Source organism: Streptomyces cellostaticus, from assembly GCF_001513965.1.
GTDB lineage: Bacteria > Actinomycetota > Actinomycetes > Streptomycetales > Streptomycetaceae > Streptomyces > Streptomyces cellostaticus.
Map to the genome: position 1 here is coordinate 1 of NZ_KQ948050.1, position 14,634 is coordinate 14,634.

Sequence of the window (14,634 nt, forward strand, 5' to 3'; positions counted from 1 at the left end):
AGACGACAAGCATGTGATGAACGGTTTGATCTTCACCGGGCTGCAGGTCACGCAGCGCGGCAGCCCGTCCGGTGCCGGTCACCACGGCGAATACACATGCCCGGCGGCGGCACAGTGAGGGCGTGACAGTTCTCGGCGACAGCGCCTGGCTCAATTGCGGGATCGGTACCGCACCGCCAACGCCTTGGGCAGGCTCTGCGCCCGGGTGAGCAGGACAACGCCGAGTACCGCAGGGTCCGTGCCGCGCTCAAGTCCCCGAAGTGCACTCCGGGCCAAGTCAGGTGTGCACTCAGCGCTAACGACTTTCCGGCAGGAGCACAGGATCCTGGTCCTGCGCTGCCCTGTCAGGTGGTGCAAGGCGAGGCCGGCCTCACGGCCTCACAATCGAACACGGGGGAGAGACATGGCGTTCGCCATCCGCGCTGCACGCGCTGCCTTCATGACCACTGCTCTCGCGGCCACGGCGCTTGCCGTTCCGCAGGCCGTGGCCGCCGACGCCAGCACAGGGTCGCCGGTCCAGATCTCCGCACCGGCGGATGGGGCAACGCGTGCCGTCGCGGCCGAAGATCCACAGGCGGTACGTGCAGCAGCCACCCGCTGCGGTTCCGGCTACAAGCTCTACGTGGCCGAGCGGCTTCCTGATGCAACCAGGCTCGGCACGCTGTTCACATACACGAAGGACGGATCATCCGGCCTCACTGGTGTCTGTGCCATTTTCGACAACAACACCGGCGCCAAGCAGTACATGAAGCTCAAGCTCTGCCCCAACAGGACGAACCCCACCTGTGACACGGAGGAAGGCACCTTCAGTCAGTACGCCGGCCCTGTGTATGTCACCAGCCCGAAGGGCTACCTCTCCTGCTCCAAGGTGACTGCCATCATGAAGAGCGGCGGCGCCACGGTGATCAACCGCGTGATGACTGCTACTCCCTGCGACTGAGGGTGCGCCATGGAGTGCTTCTCGAAAGACACCACAAAGGGGGCATAATCGGAGTAACGAGTTCTGTGTCCTTGGCCAGCGGCGTCAGTAAGGCTCACGCCTGCGTGGGTCGATGGTGAAGCATTCGGGGTGGGCGGCGCGGACGTAGGGGATCGCGGTGTGCGAGGTGATGCCGAACAAGCGCATCAACCGGACCGGGTCAGCGGTCTCCCGTGCCTCGTCGATGAATCGGTCCTGTCTCGGCCGCCATCCGGCCGACGGCCGCGGCGATCGCCGGCAGTTCCGGGAAAGTTCGGTCTGCTATCCGATGCGCGTGGTCCATCGCCAATGTCCGTGGCAGTGGCAGTGGCAGTGGCAGTGGCAGTGGCGGCCAGGACAGCTGACCGGGAACGTGCGGTGGGCAGACTCTCTGGTCGTCGCGAACGGGGTTCAACCGCGGCCCCGGCGACCAGGAGCCGCCCGCGGGGAACGGGCAGCTCAGGGCCGGAGGGAAGGCCGGCCACCCGGCGTTCGCCCTGCTCGCGAGAGGCACGATACGACTCCGGCTCGGCCTGCATCAGGCCGGCGACAGTGCAGTCGCTCCATGCTCAGCCGCCGGACCGCCCGGCGCATGGACTGCAGGCCGGCCGGCTCCGGGTCCGGGTCCGGGTCCGCCTGGACGGTCGAGAGGTGGCGGCCCGTAGTGCTGGCCCAGATATGGCCAAGGACCTTTGGACGTCCCTTAGCGCCATGCTGCTCTCGTAGAGATGTGTCGCCCGAGCGTGCCGGAAGAGATGGGAATCAAGCAGGTCACCGGCCCGGGAAGAGAGAGCTCGCCAGCGGTCTTGAGCGCCGTGCGGAACGCGTCGGGCTGCACTGCGTGGCCACGGCGATGTTCAAGGCCGCCACCGCCCGCGGCCCGCCCTTCGGAGAGGAACAGTGGTGCGGCCGGATCCGAGGGATCGTCACGGAAAGATCCGCAAGATCAGCGGATTTCCTCGATGTACCGCCACAGCAGCTTGCGTCCTTCCGCGAACAGGTATGCCTGCCGCTCACGCCTGCCCGAGCCGCCGGCTTCCTGGCCCTGGACCACGAGCCGGCCCCACTGCCCCAGCTCCCAGTAGAGGTCCCAGAGGCGGACCGCGCACTTCTCGCTCGCGCGGACGCCGGAGATGTAAGCGAGCTTGGCCAAAATCTGCCGGCGACTTGGAGACCTTGACACGTACCGCGTGAACTCCACTTGGCCGCTGCCGCTGCGCCGTCGCCTTGGCGCGACTACGCCGTCACGGGCCGTATGGAAGCGATCACGGCATGGGGCGGCACTCGGACCTGTCCTCGGGTGAGCACAAGCCTCGGTCCGCAGCGCGCAACATGTCGCTTCCCGCATCGCTCGTGAGGTATCGCAGGAAGGCAGAGGCCAGCGAGCCGTGGGACGGAAGCCCGTTGGCGTAGGCGTACGTCACTCTCCAGAAGGGATAGTTGTAGTAGCTGGCGGTCTGTCTGCCTGCCGCATGCCCGTCGAGGTTGAGGAGCAGGTCGGCAGTCCTCGAGGCTTCATCGAGTTCGCTGTAGCCGAGGGCACCGGGGATTGCCGGTACCGTGTCCAGCACCTCACGGGTCGAGCTGAGTTCACAGCGGACGATACGGTGCGTGGCACCACGGTCCGGACTCTTGCAGTCGGTGGAGGTCAGCGCGGGCTCAGGTCGCCCGAGAACGCTCTGCTCGAGGATCTGCCGGGTGCTGGAGTCGGCCGGCCGACTGACGAGACGGACCGGCAGATCCTTGCCGCCCACCTGTTTCCAGTTGCTGACCTCCCCCGAGTAGATCTTCCTGATCTGATCCAGGGACAGCCCTGTGACTCCCGCATCCTTGTTGACGACGAATGTGTAAAGGGAGTAGGCGATCGGGTACCGGACAAACCGTGGATCGGCTTGGCGGGCTTCGCCTTCGGTGAAAGCCAGCGTCTGCGAACTCCCGGAATCCTTGCCTTGCGCCACGCGGTTGAGTGAGCTCTGCACCTCATAGCCGCCGAGGAGTTCGAAGGAGAACCTGGCGTCCGGGCAGTCGCTCGCGTACCGAGCAGCGGCTTTGCGCATGAGGGGTGCGAAGGCCGTGGAACCGGTGAGAGTCAGCCTGCCTTCGGGACAGTCGCCGACATCAGAGGCAGTCGCCCACTCCCGGACGGCGATGCCTGACGCCACTGATGTGGCTAACAGCACCGCCATCAGAAGTGCCCGGCGACGGGCGACCGGGATCCGGGGCCGCGCGCCGTCTTGGTCTTCCGTGGCGAGTAACGGCGGTGCGGGTTGCCTTGAGGGGGGATCAGGGGGCTGGAAGGCGCGGTTCCGGAATAGGCTGATATGGCTGGCAGAGTTGCGGTGGCCTTGTTGCGGCGGAGGCAGCATTTTGGCCGGGAGCGACTCGGCAAGGTGATCGTACAGAGTCGACATGCTGAGCAACTCGGGCGCGCCCGGGACCCCGCGGACAATGGCGTCGATGAGTTCGCCGGTGAAAGCGGTGTAGGGCTTGCCTTTCGGGGCGAGCGCCTGTCGTGTCGCTGCGGTGGCGGTCAGTACGAACGTACCGCGGATATCGGCTTGCCGTCCTAGGATCCCGTCGGCTGCGGCCATGGTGCCGTCCAGTGCGGCACCGCTCCAGCAGCAGTCCAGGATGACGACCTTACGGCGGGCCCGCGGCCCACCCGCCGCGTACGGGGGCGCCAGCACACGCCGTAGATCTTCGTATCGTAGAGCTCTGTCCAGGCGGTCCTCGCAGGAGTCCTCCAAAGCCAGGTACAGCTCGCGCGTGTAGGGGTCGATCAGGCCGTGGCCCGCGAAATACAGCACCAGCGTGTCGGCGGCAACGGAAGCGGCGGTGTGCAGGGTGTCGAAGACGTCCTTGCGTGAGGGCTGGAGAAGTTCGATGCACCGGTCCTCCGGGAGCCCCCACAACTCCGGGTCGCGCATGAGCTCACCGAGCCGTCTGACATTGCGTTCGACCGCTGGAAGGTCACCCAGGCTCTCGTACGCGTAAGTACCGATCAGCATGGCTTGTGATGCTGCGGGATCGGAGAGTTGCGGCAACGCTGCTACTCCGGCGATGAGGGCGTCGCGTGGTCACCGGTGCGGTGTGCAAGAGGGTGCGGCTCAGGGTTGGTGGCGCTCAGCGCCTCCACGAGTTGACGGATCTCCTCAGGGTCGGTGCTGTACAGGAGGACGGTCGTCCCGTCCCGCTCCAGACGGACCTGAGGCCGGCGCGGGTGTGACAGTCGCCACGTGGCCGCAGTCAGGGCAAGCTGGGCCAACGGGGCAGCCCCGTTGAGTACGGCGACGACCGCGTCCAGCGCCGTTGACCCCATGAGGTCGGTCTCTTCGTCCGGTGCAGCGGCCGAGTTGCCGGAGGCGAGGGACAGCTCGTCGACGGCGCTGCCCACCCCGGGATCGCTGACCAGCCATTGGTAGAGCGACCGCACCGCCTCGGCATGGGCGTCCGGTTCCTCGCCCCGCTCCGCCTCGACGACCTCGATGACCTCGATACGGACCCGCATCCCCCGGCCCTCCATCGCGCTGTGTACGCACGTCACGTGGCCGCTGAGCATAACGGGTTGCACGGATGCGCGTGGGCCCCGCGCGCGAATCGGCAACCGGGTCTTCCCCATCGACTTCGGCGAAGATGACCGCCGCTGTGACCTCGGCCCCGGTCGAAGATCCGCGGCATTCTTCCGGGCGGCGGCAACCGCCGGAACGCCCACCGTGCTCACGATCGACGGCTACGCCGTCCGCGTCGTCCAGGGGCGGAGCTTCTCGGGGTTCCGGACCGCCCAGATGTGCGTGATCCGGTCGCCCGCGACGTCGAATGCGAACACCGCCACGGTGACGCCGTCCTGCTGGGCCGTCAGTCCGGGCTGGGCGTTGACCGTGTGCTCCAGGATCGTCAGGTCGGGCACCCTGCCGACGAGGTCGATCAGGTAGTGCGCGATCCGATCGCTGCCTTCGATGGGACGCAGTACGGCATTGACGAGGCCGCCGCCATCGCCGACCGCCCTGGCGTCGGGCGCGAGCAGGCCGATGAGGCCGTCGATGTCCTTGGCTTCCCAGGCTCGCTTGAAGTCCCTGACGATGTCGGCACGTTGAGCCGCCGGAGCCGTGGGGGCCTGCGTCGCGTGGAGGCGTCGGCGGGCCGAGGAGGCCAGCTGGCGGCAAGCGGCCGGGGTGCGGCCGACGATCTCGGCGACTTCGGCGAAGGAGTAGCGGAAGACGTCGTGCAGGATGAACGCGACGCGTTCGGCCGGGGTCATCGAGTCGAGGACGACGAGGAAGGCCATGTGGACCGACTCGTCGAGGGTGACCCGCTCGGCCGGGTCGGCCGTGATGTCACCCGGCCGCTCGTCGATCCACACCGAGCGTCCGGGCAGCGGCTCGGGGATCCATTCGCCTACGTAGCTCTCGCGCCTGGCCCGTGCCGAGCCGAGCAGGTCGAGGCAGATGCGACTGGCGACCTTCGTCAGCCAGGCGCCGGGACGGTTGACGGCTTCCTGCCGCTGCGGGGACATCGCGTACCAGCGGGCGTAGGTCTCCTGTACGACGTCCTCGGCGTCGGCCAGGGAACCGAGGAGCCGGTACGCCACGCCGATCAGATGACGTCGCTCGCTCATGATCGTGCTCAGGCCCGGATCGAGCGGACCGGGTCCCGGCTCGGACGAGGTGTTCATGGTGTTCCCGACTCTCCCTGGTCGCCTCTGCTCACTCCAGTACGACGAACGACCCTCCCGGAATGTGAGGCGGGACGCCCACCTGACATTCCGGGCGGCTGTCTCGTCGTACTGCTGAGACACCCACCCGCCATCGGACAGAAAGGCCCATCGACACCATGACCGACATCCAGGCCCTCGAGGATCGCGTGGAAATCGAGGCGCTGCGGGGCGAGTTCACCGACGCGGGGATGATGCACGACTACGACCGCTTCGCGTCGCTGTTCACCGACGACGGCGCCTGGCGGATGCCCCACATCCCCGTCGAGTTCGTCGGCCGGAAGGAGATCCGCGCCGCGATCGAGAGGCTGCAGGGGCACTGGGAGTACTTCGTGCAGACCGTGCACCCGGGCACGATCCGGATCGAGGGCGACACGGCGGTCGGCCGTGCCTACGTCGCGGAGTTCGGCCGTATGCACGACGGGAATTCATACCTGAACCACTCCCTGTACCACGACCGCTACCGGCGCACCCGGGACGGCTGGCGGTTCACCGAACGCCGCTACGAGGTCAGGTACCTCGACACGACGCCGCTGACGGGCTCGGCGCCCCACCCCGCGCCAGGCTCCGTACGCGCGTCGTGAGCGTCCCGGAACCCATGCAACCGCGTCGGCTTCGTCGCCCGGCATGCGATGCCGCCGTGAGGTTGTCACATGCACGGGCCCGGCGGTGTCTTCATGTCGAACAGCCAAACAGCCGAACAGGCCACCGCACAGGGAGAACACCATGGCGCTTCGCGTCCCGAAGGCCGAGCTCGCACCCGAGTTCAGGGAGATCATGATCAAGCAGCTCGGTGCCGTGCCCGAGCCCGCCGAAGTGCTGGCGAACCATCCCAAGGTCGCCGAGGCCAACCAGGAGTTCTCGGCCAGGCTGGCGGCGTGGGACGCGGCCGACGCGAGCCTCAAGACGTTCGCGCACATGGCTGTTGCGGCACAGGTCGGGTGCAGCTGGTGCCTGGACATCAACTTTTTCCACGCGCAGAACCAGGACCTGGACCTGGCCAAGGCGAGCCAAGTGCCGCGCTGGCGCGAGTCGGAGGTGTTCACGCCGCTGGAGCGGGACGTCCTCGAGTATGCGGAGGCCATGACGAACACACCGCCGACCGTCACCGACGAGCTGTACGCGAGCCTGCTCGACCGGCTCGGCCCGGCCGCGATGGTCGAGCTCACCGTGTTCATCGGCTTCGCCAACTTCGCGACCAGGTGCAACACGGCGCACGGAATCACCTCGCAGGGCTACTCCGATGCCTGCGAGATCCCGCTGGCCGTACGTGCGGCCGGCACCGGCGTGGCGTCCACGGCATGACGGAGGACCCCTTCGTCACCCATCGCAGCCTGCTGTTCACGCTCGCCTACGAGATGCTCGGCTCCGCGGCCGACGCGGAGGACGTGGTGCAGGAGTCCTGGCTGCGGTGGGCCGACGTCGACCGGTCGCAGGTGCGTGACCCGCGGGCGTACCTCGTCCGGGCCGTCACGCGGCAGTCGCTCAACCGCCTGCGGACGTTGTCCCGCAGCCGCGAGGACTACGTGGGCGAGTGGCTGCCGGAGCCCCTGTTGACCAGCCCTGATGTCGCCGAGGACGTCGAACTCGCGGAGAGCGTCTCGATCGCGATGCTGACCGTGCTGGAAACGCTCGGTCCGGCGGAGCGGGCGGTGTTCGTGCTCCGTGAGGTCTTCGAGATGCCGTACGGCGAGATCGCCGGGGCCATCGGGAAGTCCGCGGCAGCGGTGCGGCAGATCGCGCGGCGGGCCCGCGAGCACGTGGCGGCTCGGCGGCCGCGGGTGCAGGTGAGCCGGTCGGAGCAGCAGACCGTGGTGGATCGCTTCCTGCTCGCGTTGCGCACCGGGCAGTTGCAGGAGCTCTTGGACGTCATGGCGCCGGACGTGGTCATGATCGCCGATGGTGGCGGACTGGTGGCCGCCGCCCTGGCTCCGGTCCACGGGGCCGACGTGGTGGCGAAGTTGCTCGCACGCGCGAACCAGGTGGTGGCCGCGTTCGAGGCGAGGGCCGTTTGGCTCAACGGCGCGCCTGCGGGCCGGATCGAGTTCGACGGCGAGCCGGCCGCGGTGAGCCTCGTGGTGGAGAACGGGCGGGTCACCCGGATCTACGTGGTGCGAAACCCGCATAAGTTGTCCCGGCTCGACGAACTGGCCGAACTCGCCAGGCAATCCGGCTGATGCTCGGGCGTCGTGCGTGTTCCGGGTGGTGGGAACCGGCCGGAACACGCACGTGACCCCGCCGACCGCGTCGGTGATGCGCGGCCCGCCCGACGAACAGTGTCCGTTGCGTGGGATCTGCGCCGGTTCGACGGCGCCCGCCGCCGGCCCGGGCAGGTTCGGGCTCGCCACGGAACGGCTCCGTATGTCGCAGCCGCCGCTGAGCCAGGCGATCCTCCAGCTGGAACGCCGGCTGGGCGTACGGCTGTTCGACCGCAGCGGGCGCAAGGTGACGCTCACCGAGACCGGCCGGGCCTTCGCTGCGGAGTGCCGCGAGCCGGTGGCGGCCGCGCAGCACGCGCAGGAGGTCGCCGGGCAGGTCGAGGCGGGGCTCGTCGGCACCCTGCGGCTCGGCGTCGTCTGAAGGTCACTGCGGGCGCCAGGCACACCCACGTCTTCCGCAAGCGTTCGAGCAGGTGGATCTTCGTCACGCCCCGGACCCGGCTGACCGCCGCCGAGTTGCGCTCGGGCGTGGAGCCCGGTGTCGAGGCCACCGACGTGATCCGGGACCCGGCGAAGTGGGACGGCCGGGCGGTGATCCGCCTGACGACGACGTCCGCCGGCCGGACCTCCTCCGACTCGGTCACCCTGGGCGACGCTCCGCTTCTGACTCAGCACCACCTCCAGTGAAGAAGGCCGGTATCACCAAGCCTCTGGTCACCTTCGACAAGTACGGGGCCCCCTGGACCCAGGACTTCGTGGAGCCCGCCTACGTCAGCATGACCGGCCCGGGCGGCCACCGGCAGGTCATGCGGGTGATGCTGCGCTCTGCCCAGGCGGACCGGGAGGCGGGCCGCGAGCTGTTCGAGAAGGTGCGCGGCCGCGACATCGGCGTCGTACAGGTCACCGACCGGGCCCGCCCGGACGACTGGTCGCTCAACTCCATGGGGAACCTGGAGACCGTTCCGCCCTGTGCGCACGGCGGGCGCTCGTTCCCGGCCGGGCGCATCATCATGGGCGAGCGCAAGGACAGCGGGGCGCGCTCGTCGAAGGTGATGCGGACGCTGCTCGGGGCGCAGGGCCTCCAGGACCCGCTGCTGCTGGACACCTCGTGGCTGGGCGTCGGACACGTCGACGAGTTCGTGCAGTTGCTGCCCGCCGACACCCCGCGCGGCCTGCGGATCGGCGTCGCCGACCCGCAGGCCGGACTGCGGTTGCTGCGCGATGCCCGACGCGACGGCCACGGCAGGACGAAGATGTTCTCCGTCCCGGCGGCGAAGGGCGTACCGGCGCCGAAGGAGACCATCGACCAGGCGCTCGCCTCCCGGCATCTGATGGCCGACAACGAGAGGGCGGCACGGCGCATCGCGGCCACCCTGGAGATCCTGAAGCGGGCGACGGGCGTCACCGACGACGAGATCGTTCGGGTACCCGCCCTGTACACGCGCGAGGCGGAAGCACCGGACAACGGCCGGGGGCCACCCCCGTACCGCGCCTGACGCGGATGGGCGCCGGCTCCGCCCTGGTGGACGCGCTCGGCCGGCACGGCCGGCAGAAGTGACTCGCCGGGAACGGGACCGCCTCTCGTGCGGCGGCCCCGGCGACGGTGACGACCAGCGCGTACGTCCCCGTCGCCGTCAACGGCGTACTCCTGGGCCGCGACCGCTACCTCGCCCCGCGGCAGTGGGGACCGGTCATCGGCGGCAAGGACGTCTTCACCGAGGCGGTCGACGCCACCTACCGGCGTGCCGGACTGAAGGTGTCGTACATCGACGACCACTACACGTACCACCTCGGCATGGGCGAGGTGCACTGCGGCACGAACACCCTGCGCAACGTGTCGGCCGCGTGGTGGCAGCTCCCGGCGCGCTGACCGGCATGCACGGTTCCCCGGCGCAGGCCGACACCGTCCGCGCCACCGGCGTAGCCTGTCGAAGCAGCACGGGGAGTCGGGGAAATGGTGGATCTGAGCAGCAGGCAGGTGGGGGAAGCGTCGGCCCCGGTCCACCACGGTGAGGTTCTGCAGGGACTGTTCACCGAGGGGGGCGTACTCCGCCGAGGGCTGGTCACTCTCCCCTGCCCCCTGTACTCCGTGCACGCGACGTTCACCACGAACGGCCGACCCAGGCTCTCCGTCTCCCCCGGCTGGAAGAGCAAGGCGAGGACAGCCGCCCAACTCACCCTTGGGCTGTTCGGGCTGCCTGTTGGCGGACACCTGGAGATACACAGTGAGGTACCGCTCTCGCGTGGCTTCGGGTCGTCCACGAGCGACGTGCTTGCTGCCATCGGCGCCGTACAGGACAGGTTTTCGCTGCGGTTGTCCGCGCAGGAGACGGCCCGGCTCGCCGTCCGCGCGGAAACCGCCTCGGACTCACTGATGTTCGGGCCGGATTCGGTCCTCTTCGCGCATCGGGACGGTGTGCTGATCGAGGACTTCGGCTACCCGTTGCCGGCCGTGCACGTGCTGGGTTTCGGGTCCAGGCCGGACCGAGCCGGCCGCGGGGTGGAGACCCTGGCCCTGCCGCCCGCGCGCTACACGGACCAGGAGGTCCGGCAGTTCGCCGAGCTACGCGCCATGCTCCGCGAGGCGATCCTCGCCAAGGACGTGCGGCTGTTCGGGCTGGTGGCCACCGCCAGCGCCAGGCTCAACCAGCGCCACCTGCCCGTCCCCCGGCTCGACCGCCTTCTGGCGATCGTCGCGGAAACGCGCGCGGTCGGTCTTCAGGTCTCGCACAGCGGAGACATCGCGGGACTGCTCTTCGACCGCGACGATCCCGATCTCGACGCCCGCTCGGGCTACGCCGAGGAGTTGTTGCGCAGCACCGGCGTGGTCGAGCTGTGGAAGTTCACGACACCCGAATGAACGGGCCCTGCCTCACGACGAAGCAACGAAGCAACGAAGCAACGAAGCAACGAAGCAACGAAGCGTCAAACATGACATACATGATCTCTTGCTGAAATAGTACGATCATGGACATCGCGACTGCCGCCAGTCGGCCGATCCGTGCTCTCCCTGCGCGCCGGTTCCTCCGGTGAAGGCGTGTACCCGCCGCGCAGCCCTCGCCCTGACCGGTGCCGTCGGTGTCACGGGCGCCGCCGTCTTCATCGTCGTCCTCCCCCGCGCCGAGCACCGCGCGCCGGCGCACGCCGGGCATCCCGCGCCCCGTGCCTCCGCCGAGGCCCCGTCCCCCGGCGCCCGGGGCATCGGCGACCCGCTGCTGCCGCTCGACGGCAACGGCGGCTACACGGTCGCCCGCTACACCCTCACCTTCGACTGGCGCGCACCCCGCACGCCCTTCCCGGCCACCACCGCCATCAGGGCCACCGCCACCCAGGTCCTGTCCCGCTTCGACCTCGACTTCGCGGGCAACACGCTGCACACGGTCACCGTCGACGGCACCCCGGCCAAGGCCGTACGCGAGGGCGACGAGCTCGTCGTCACTCCGGCGCAGCCGATCCCCCGGGGCCGTGCGTTCACCGTCCGGGTCGCCTACACCGCCGACCCGACGCAGCGACGGCACCGCGACGACGCGATCCAGGACTACGGCTGGGTGCCCACGCCCGACGGCATCCTGCTGTCTCCCCAGCCCGACGGCGCCAAGATGGTCTTCCCGGCCGACGACCACCCCAGCGTGCGCGCGCCGTTCACCTTCCGCATCACCACCCCGCCGGGCCTGACCGCGGTGGCCAACGGGCGGCTCGTCGAACACGTACGGCAACCCGACGGACGGGTCCGGTGGACGTACGACTCCGAGCATCCGGTCGCGGCCCAGCTGGTCCAGCTGGCCATCGGAAAGCTCGCCTTCGAGGACAGCAGGGGCCCGGGCGGGCTGCCCGTGCGGGACGTGGTCCCGGAAGGCCTGGTCGGCGACACCGAGGCATACCGTGCGCTCACCCCCGAGCACCTGGCCTGGCTGGAACAGCGGCTCGGCCCTTACCCCTTCCGCCGCTACGGCGTCCTGGTCGGGGACACCGACCTGCCGGTGGCACTGGAGACGCAGTCGCTGTCCGTCGTGCCGAGCGCCGACCTGCTGGGCGACCGGATCGACGCCGAGCGCAACCTCGTCCACGAACTCGCCCACCACTGGACCGGCGACAGCGTGGCGATCCGGCGGTGGTCCGACCTGTGGCTGAGCGAGGGACACGCCCGTTTCTACGAGCTTCTGTACGCCGACACGCGCGGCGGCCCCGGCCTGGAGGACATGATGCGGGCCGCGTACGCACAGCACGACCAGTGGCGGCACGACGACGGCGCGCCCGCCCAGCCCACCGAGCCGGCCCTGTTCCGGCAGATGCGCTACGACGGCTCGGCGCTGGTGCTCTACGCACTCAGGGAGAAGGTGGGCGAGGACACCTTCGACCGGATCGAACGGTCCTGGGTGACCACGTACCGGGGCCGGGCCGCCGGCACCCAGGACTTCGTCAGGCTCGCGTCCGACGTCGCAGGCGAGGATCTGACTCCCTTTCTGACGCCGTGGCTGTACGGGGCGCACACCCCGCCCATGCCCGGGCACCCCGACTGGCAGGTGGACCCGGTCGAGGAGGACTGAGCCCTCCGCCGCCGAAGCGGACGGGCTGCCGCCGACCGGGTGGCCTCGGCCCTCGGCTGGTCCACGCCGGTGACGCTCGGCGCGACGCGGCGCGCGAGGCACGGAAACGTACGAGGGGTGACGTGATGGGCAACCGTCTTTGCCCTGAAGGGCAACCCCCTTTGCCCCGGTCGCGTTTGTCCTGGCCGCGCTGAACCTCGTCGGAGGCACCTCCATGAAAAAACGCGTCGCCCCGCGCATCTCCAGTGCCGTACGCGGGCACCGGCGGATCATCTGCGTGACCGCTTCGGCGGCGCTTCTGGTTCCGTTGCTGATCGACCGCTCGGGCGAGGCCGGCCCACCGGCCGACCAACGCCTGCAAGACGACTACACGGCCGCCGCGAACGAGTACCGCGTGCCCCGAAGCATCCTCATGGGCGTGTCCTACCTGCAGTCGAGGTGGGACTCCCATCCGGGCATCCCGAGCGTCGTCGGCGGCTACGGGCCGATGCACCTGGTGGACGCCCATGGGTCCGGGGCGCGGCAGCCGGGCCGGCCGCACGCGGTGACGGCGGGGCCGCCCGGCTCCCGCCCGCAGAACTCGCCGGCCGGCACCACCGGGCAGTCGGCGGACCTCCGCAGGGCCGCCGGCCTGATCGGACTACCTGCCGCGCAGCTGCGGACCGACGACGACGCCAACGTCCGCGGTGGCGCGGCCCTCCTCGCGGCGGCCCAACGACAGCTCGGCAAGCCGCTCAGCCCCAACCCGGTGGACTGGTGGGAGGCCGTGGCACGCTTCCCGGGCACGACCGACCGTGCGTCGGCGGTGGTGTACGCGGACGACGTCTTCGATGTGATCCGCCGGGGCGCGCACCGCACCACCGACGGGGGGCAGCGCGTCAGCCTGCCCGCGAGCCCCCGCGTCCGCCCGCCCGCTCCCCTCGCCCAGGCACCACGGCGGCCGACGGAGGTCGACTGCCCGGCAGAGCTGTCCTGCTCCTGGCTGAAGGCGCCGTACGTCGAGATCGACGACGACGAGTACGGCAACCACCAACTGGCCGACCGGCCCAGGGACCAGCGGATCGACTACATCGTCATCCACGACACCGAGGCTCCGCTGACGTCGATGCTCCAGACCATCCAGGATCCGGAGGAGTCGTCCTGGCACTACTCCATCCGCTCCAGCGACGGCCACGTCACCCAGCACATCAGGATCAAGGACGCGGCCTGGCACTCCGGCAGTCAGTTCGTGAACGCCCGCTCGATCGGCATCGAGCACGAGGGATTTTTGCGGCAGCCCGACGCCTGGTACACGGAGCAGATGTACCGGTCCTCGGCCCGCCTGGTGAAGTATCTGGCGAAGAAGTACGGGGTGCCGCTCGACCGGCAGCACGTCTTCGGCCACGACAACGTACCGGCCCCGACCGAGGACACCATCCCGGACATGCACGACGACCCCGGCCCCTTCTGGGACTGGCGGCACTACTTCGACCTGCTCGGCGCGCCGCTCAGGGCCACGGCCGGTCCGAACAGCGACATCGTGATGATCCTGCCGGACTACGCCCACCACAAGCCGCTGTTCACGGGGTGCACCAAGGGCGGTGTGCAGTGTGCGCCGCACGGCTCCAGCGCCGTCCGCCTGCGCACCGAGCCGGACGACGACGCTCCGCTGATCCAGGACCCGGGCCGGCGCCCCGACGGCGACGACTCCACGGCGGACGTCGACGACCTGGGGTCACGGGTCTCCGCGGGCCAGAGCTTCGCGGTCGCCGAACGCAGCGGCGACTGGACGGCGATCTGGTACCAGGGCCGGAAGGCCTGGTTCAAGAACCCGGAGAAGCATCCGACCGCTGTCGGTGCGCGCGGCCGGATGGTGACCCCGAAGGACGGCCTGAGGGAGGTCGAGGTGTTCGGCCGCGCCCTTCCGGAGGAGGACGCCTACCCGGAGGAGGTGGACGAGCAGCCCGAGTCGTCGCCGCTCCCGTACACCCTTCGCGCAGGTCAGCGGTATGTGACGCAGTCCCGCGTGCTCGGTTCCTACCTGGAGAAGGCGTCCGGCGGCGACTCCCCGTCACCAGTGGTGCAGGGCCAGGAGGCGTACTACGAGATCCAGCTCGGCCACCGGCTCGCCTACGTCCGGGCGAGCGATGTGGACGTGGTGACCGCGTCGGCCGCGGCGGGCCCGCCCGGACACGCGGCACGCCCTCCCCTGCGCTGACCCGGCCCGGTGGATGGGCCGGTGGGTGGGCCGGGCGGCCAGGACGACGACACGACCGCCGT

General features: G+C 69.6%; 15 protein-coding genes. 11 read left to right on the top strand and 4 right to left on the bottom strand.

Annotated elements, in window-relative coordinates; translation table 11 throughout:
• Nucleotides 1-403 precede the first annotated feature (403 nt).
• Nucleotides 404-940, top strand: a complete 537-nt coding sequence (locus tag AQI88_RS37655; protein WP_067008935.1) for a hypothetical protein — start codon at nucleotides 404-406, stop codon at nucleotides 938-940.
• 964 nt (nucleotides 941-1,904) lie between these two features.
• Here the strand turns inward: AQI88_RS37655 and AQI88_RS37660 are convergent.
• The 4 genes from AQI88_RS37660 to sigJ all read right to left on the bottom strand — a co-directional run bounded on the left by AQI88_RS37660 (nucleotide 1,905) and on the right by sigJ (nucleotide 5,630).
• Nucleotides 1,905-2,111, bottom strand: coding sequence for a site-specific integrase (locus AQI88_RS37660; RefSeq protein ID WP_067008938.1), 207 nt, complete (start codon nucleotides 2,109-2,111; stop codon nucleotides 1,905-1,907).
• A 112-nt stretch (nucleotides 2,112-2,223) separates the two neighbouring features.
• Nucleotides 2,224-3,966, bottom strand: a complete 1,743-nt coding sequence (locus AQI88_RS37665) for a caspase, EACC1-associated type (RefSeq protein ID WP_067008942.1) — start codon at nucleotides 3,964-3,966, stop codon at nucleotides 2,224-2,226.
• A gap of 41 nt (nucleotides 3,967-4,007) precedes the next feature.
• The gene (locus AQI88_RS37670; protein WP_159050492.1) at nucleotides 4,008-4,502 is read right to left on the bottom strand and encodes an effector-associated constant component EACC1; all 495 of its coding nucleotides are present in this window, start codon (nucleotides 4,500-4,502) and stop codon (nucleotides 4,008-4,010) included.
• Nucleotides 4,503-4,688: 186 nt separating this feature from the next.
• Nucleotides 4,689-5,630, bottom strand: coding sequence for an RNA polymerase sigma factor SigJ (gene sigJ, locus AQI88_RS37675; RefSeq protein ID WP_067008948.1), 942 nt, complete (start codon nucleotides 5,628-5,630; stop codon nucleotides 4,689-4,691).
• 158 nt (nucleotides 5,631-5,788) lie between these two features.
• On the opposite strand from sigJ, the gene AQI88_RS37680 reads away from it, so the two are divergent.
• From AQI88_RS37680 to AQI88_RS37715, 10 genes are all read left to right on the top strand, one after another.
• A complete protein-coding gene (locus AQI88_RS37680) occupies nucleotides 5,789-6,253 on the top strand; it encodes a nuclear transport factor 2 family protein (RefSeq protein ID WP_067008951.1) in 465 nt (154 codons plus the stop codon).
• Nucleotides 6,254-6,395: 142 nt separating this feature from the next.
• Entirely contained in the window at nucleotides 6,396-6,974 is a 579-nt protein-coding gene (locus tag AQI88_RS37685) for a carboxymuconolactone decarboxylase family protein (RefSeq protein WP_067008954.1), read from the top strand.
• Nucleotides 6,971-7,846: an RNA polymerase sigma-70 factor gene (locus AQI88_RS37690; RefSeq protein ID WP_067008957.1), complete on the top strand. Its 876-nt coding sequence runs from the start codon at nucleotides 6,971-6,973 to the stop codon at nucleotides 7,844-7,846. The genes AQI88_RS37685 and AQI88_RS37690 overlap by 4 nt, the downstream gene beginning before the upstream one ends.
• A gap of 52 nt (nucleotides 7,847-7,898) precedes the next feature.
• Entirely contained in the window at nucleotides 7,899-8,249 is a 351-nt protein-coding gene (locus AQI88_RS48685) for a LysR family transcriptional regulator (RefSeq protein WP_279616595.1), read from the top strand.
• Between the two features lie 95 nt (nucleotides 8,250-8,344).
• Nucleotides 8,345-8,515 carry a hypothetical protein gene (locus tag AQI88_RS48690; protein ID WP_279616596.1) on the top strand — a complete coding sequence of 57 codons (171 nt, stop codon included), beginning with the start codon at nucleotides 8,345-8,347 and terminating at the stop codon, nucleotides 8,513-8,515.
• Nucleotides 8,512-9,324: a protein-arginine deiminase family protein gene (locus AQI88_RS48695; protein WP_279616597.1), complete on the top strand. Its 813-nt coding sequence runs from the start codon at nucleotides 8,512-8,514 to the stop codon at nucleotides 9,322-9,324. Before AQI88_RS48690 ends, AQI88_RS48695 begins: the two co-directional genes overlap by 4 nt.
• Before the next feature lie 107 nt (nucleotides 9,325-9,431).
• Nucleotides 9,432-9,698, top strand: a complete 267-nt coding sequence (locus tag AQI88_RS48700) for a protein-arginine deiminase family protein (protein WP_279616598.1) — start codon at nucleotides 9,432-9,434, stop codon at nucleotides 9,696-9,698.
• Between the two features lie 84 nt (nucleotides 9,699-9,782).
• Complete coding sequence (locus AQI88_RS37705; RefSeq protein ID WP_067008963.1) at nucleotides 9,783-10,688, top strand: GHMP family kinase ATP-binding protein; 906 nt, start codon at nucleotides 9,783-9,785, stop codon at nucleotides 10,686-10,688.
• Nucleotides 10,689-10,857: 169 nt separating this feature from the next.
• Nucleotides 10,858-12,375: a M1 family metallopeptidase gene (locus tag AQI88_RS37710; protein WP_244184514.1), complete on the top strand. Its 1,518-nt coding sequence runs from the start codon at nucleotides 10,858-10,860 to the stop codon at nucleotides 12,373-12,375.
• Nucleotides 12,376-12,589: 214 nt separating this feature from the next.
• A complete protein-coding gene (locus AQI88_RS37715) occupies nucleotides 12,590-14,572 on the top strand; it encodes an N-acetylmuramoyl-L-alanine amidase (protein WP_107118780.1) in 1,983 nt (660 codons plus the stop codon).
• Nucleotides 14,573-14,634 lie beyond the last annotated feature (62 nt).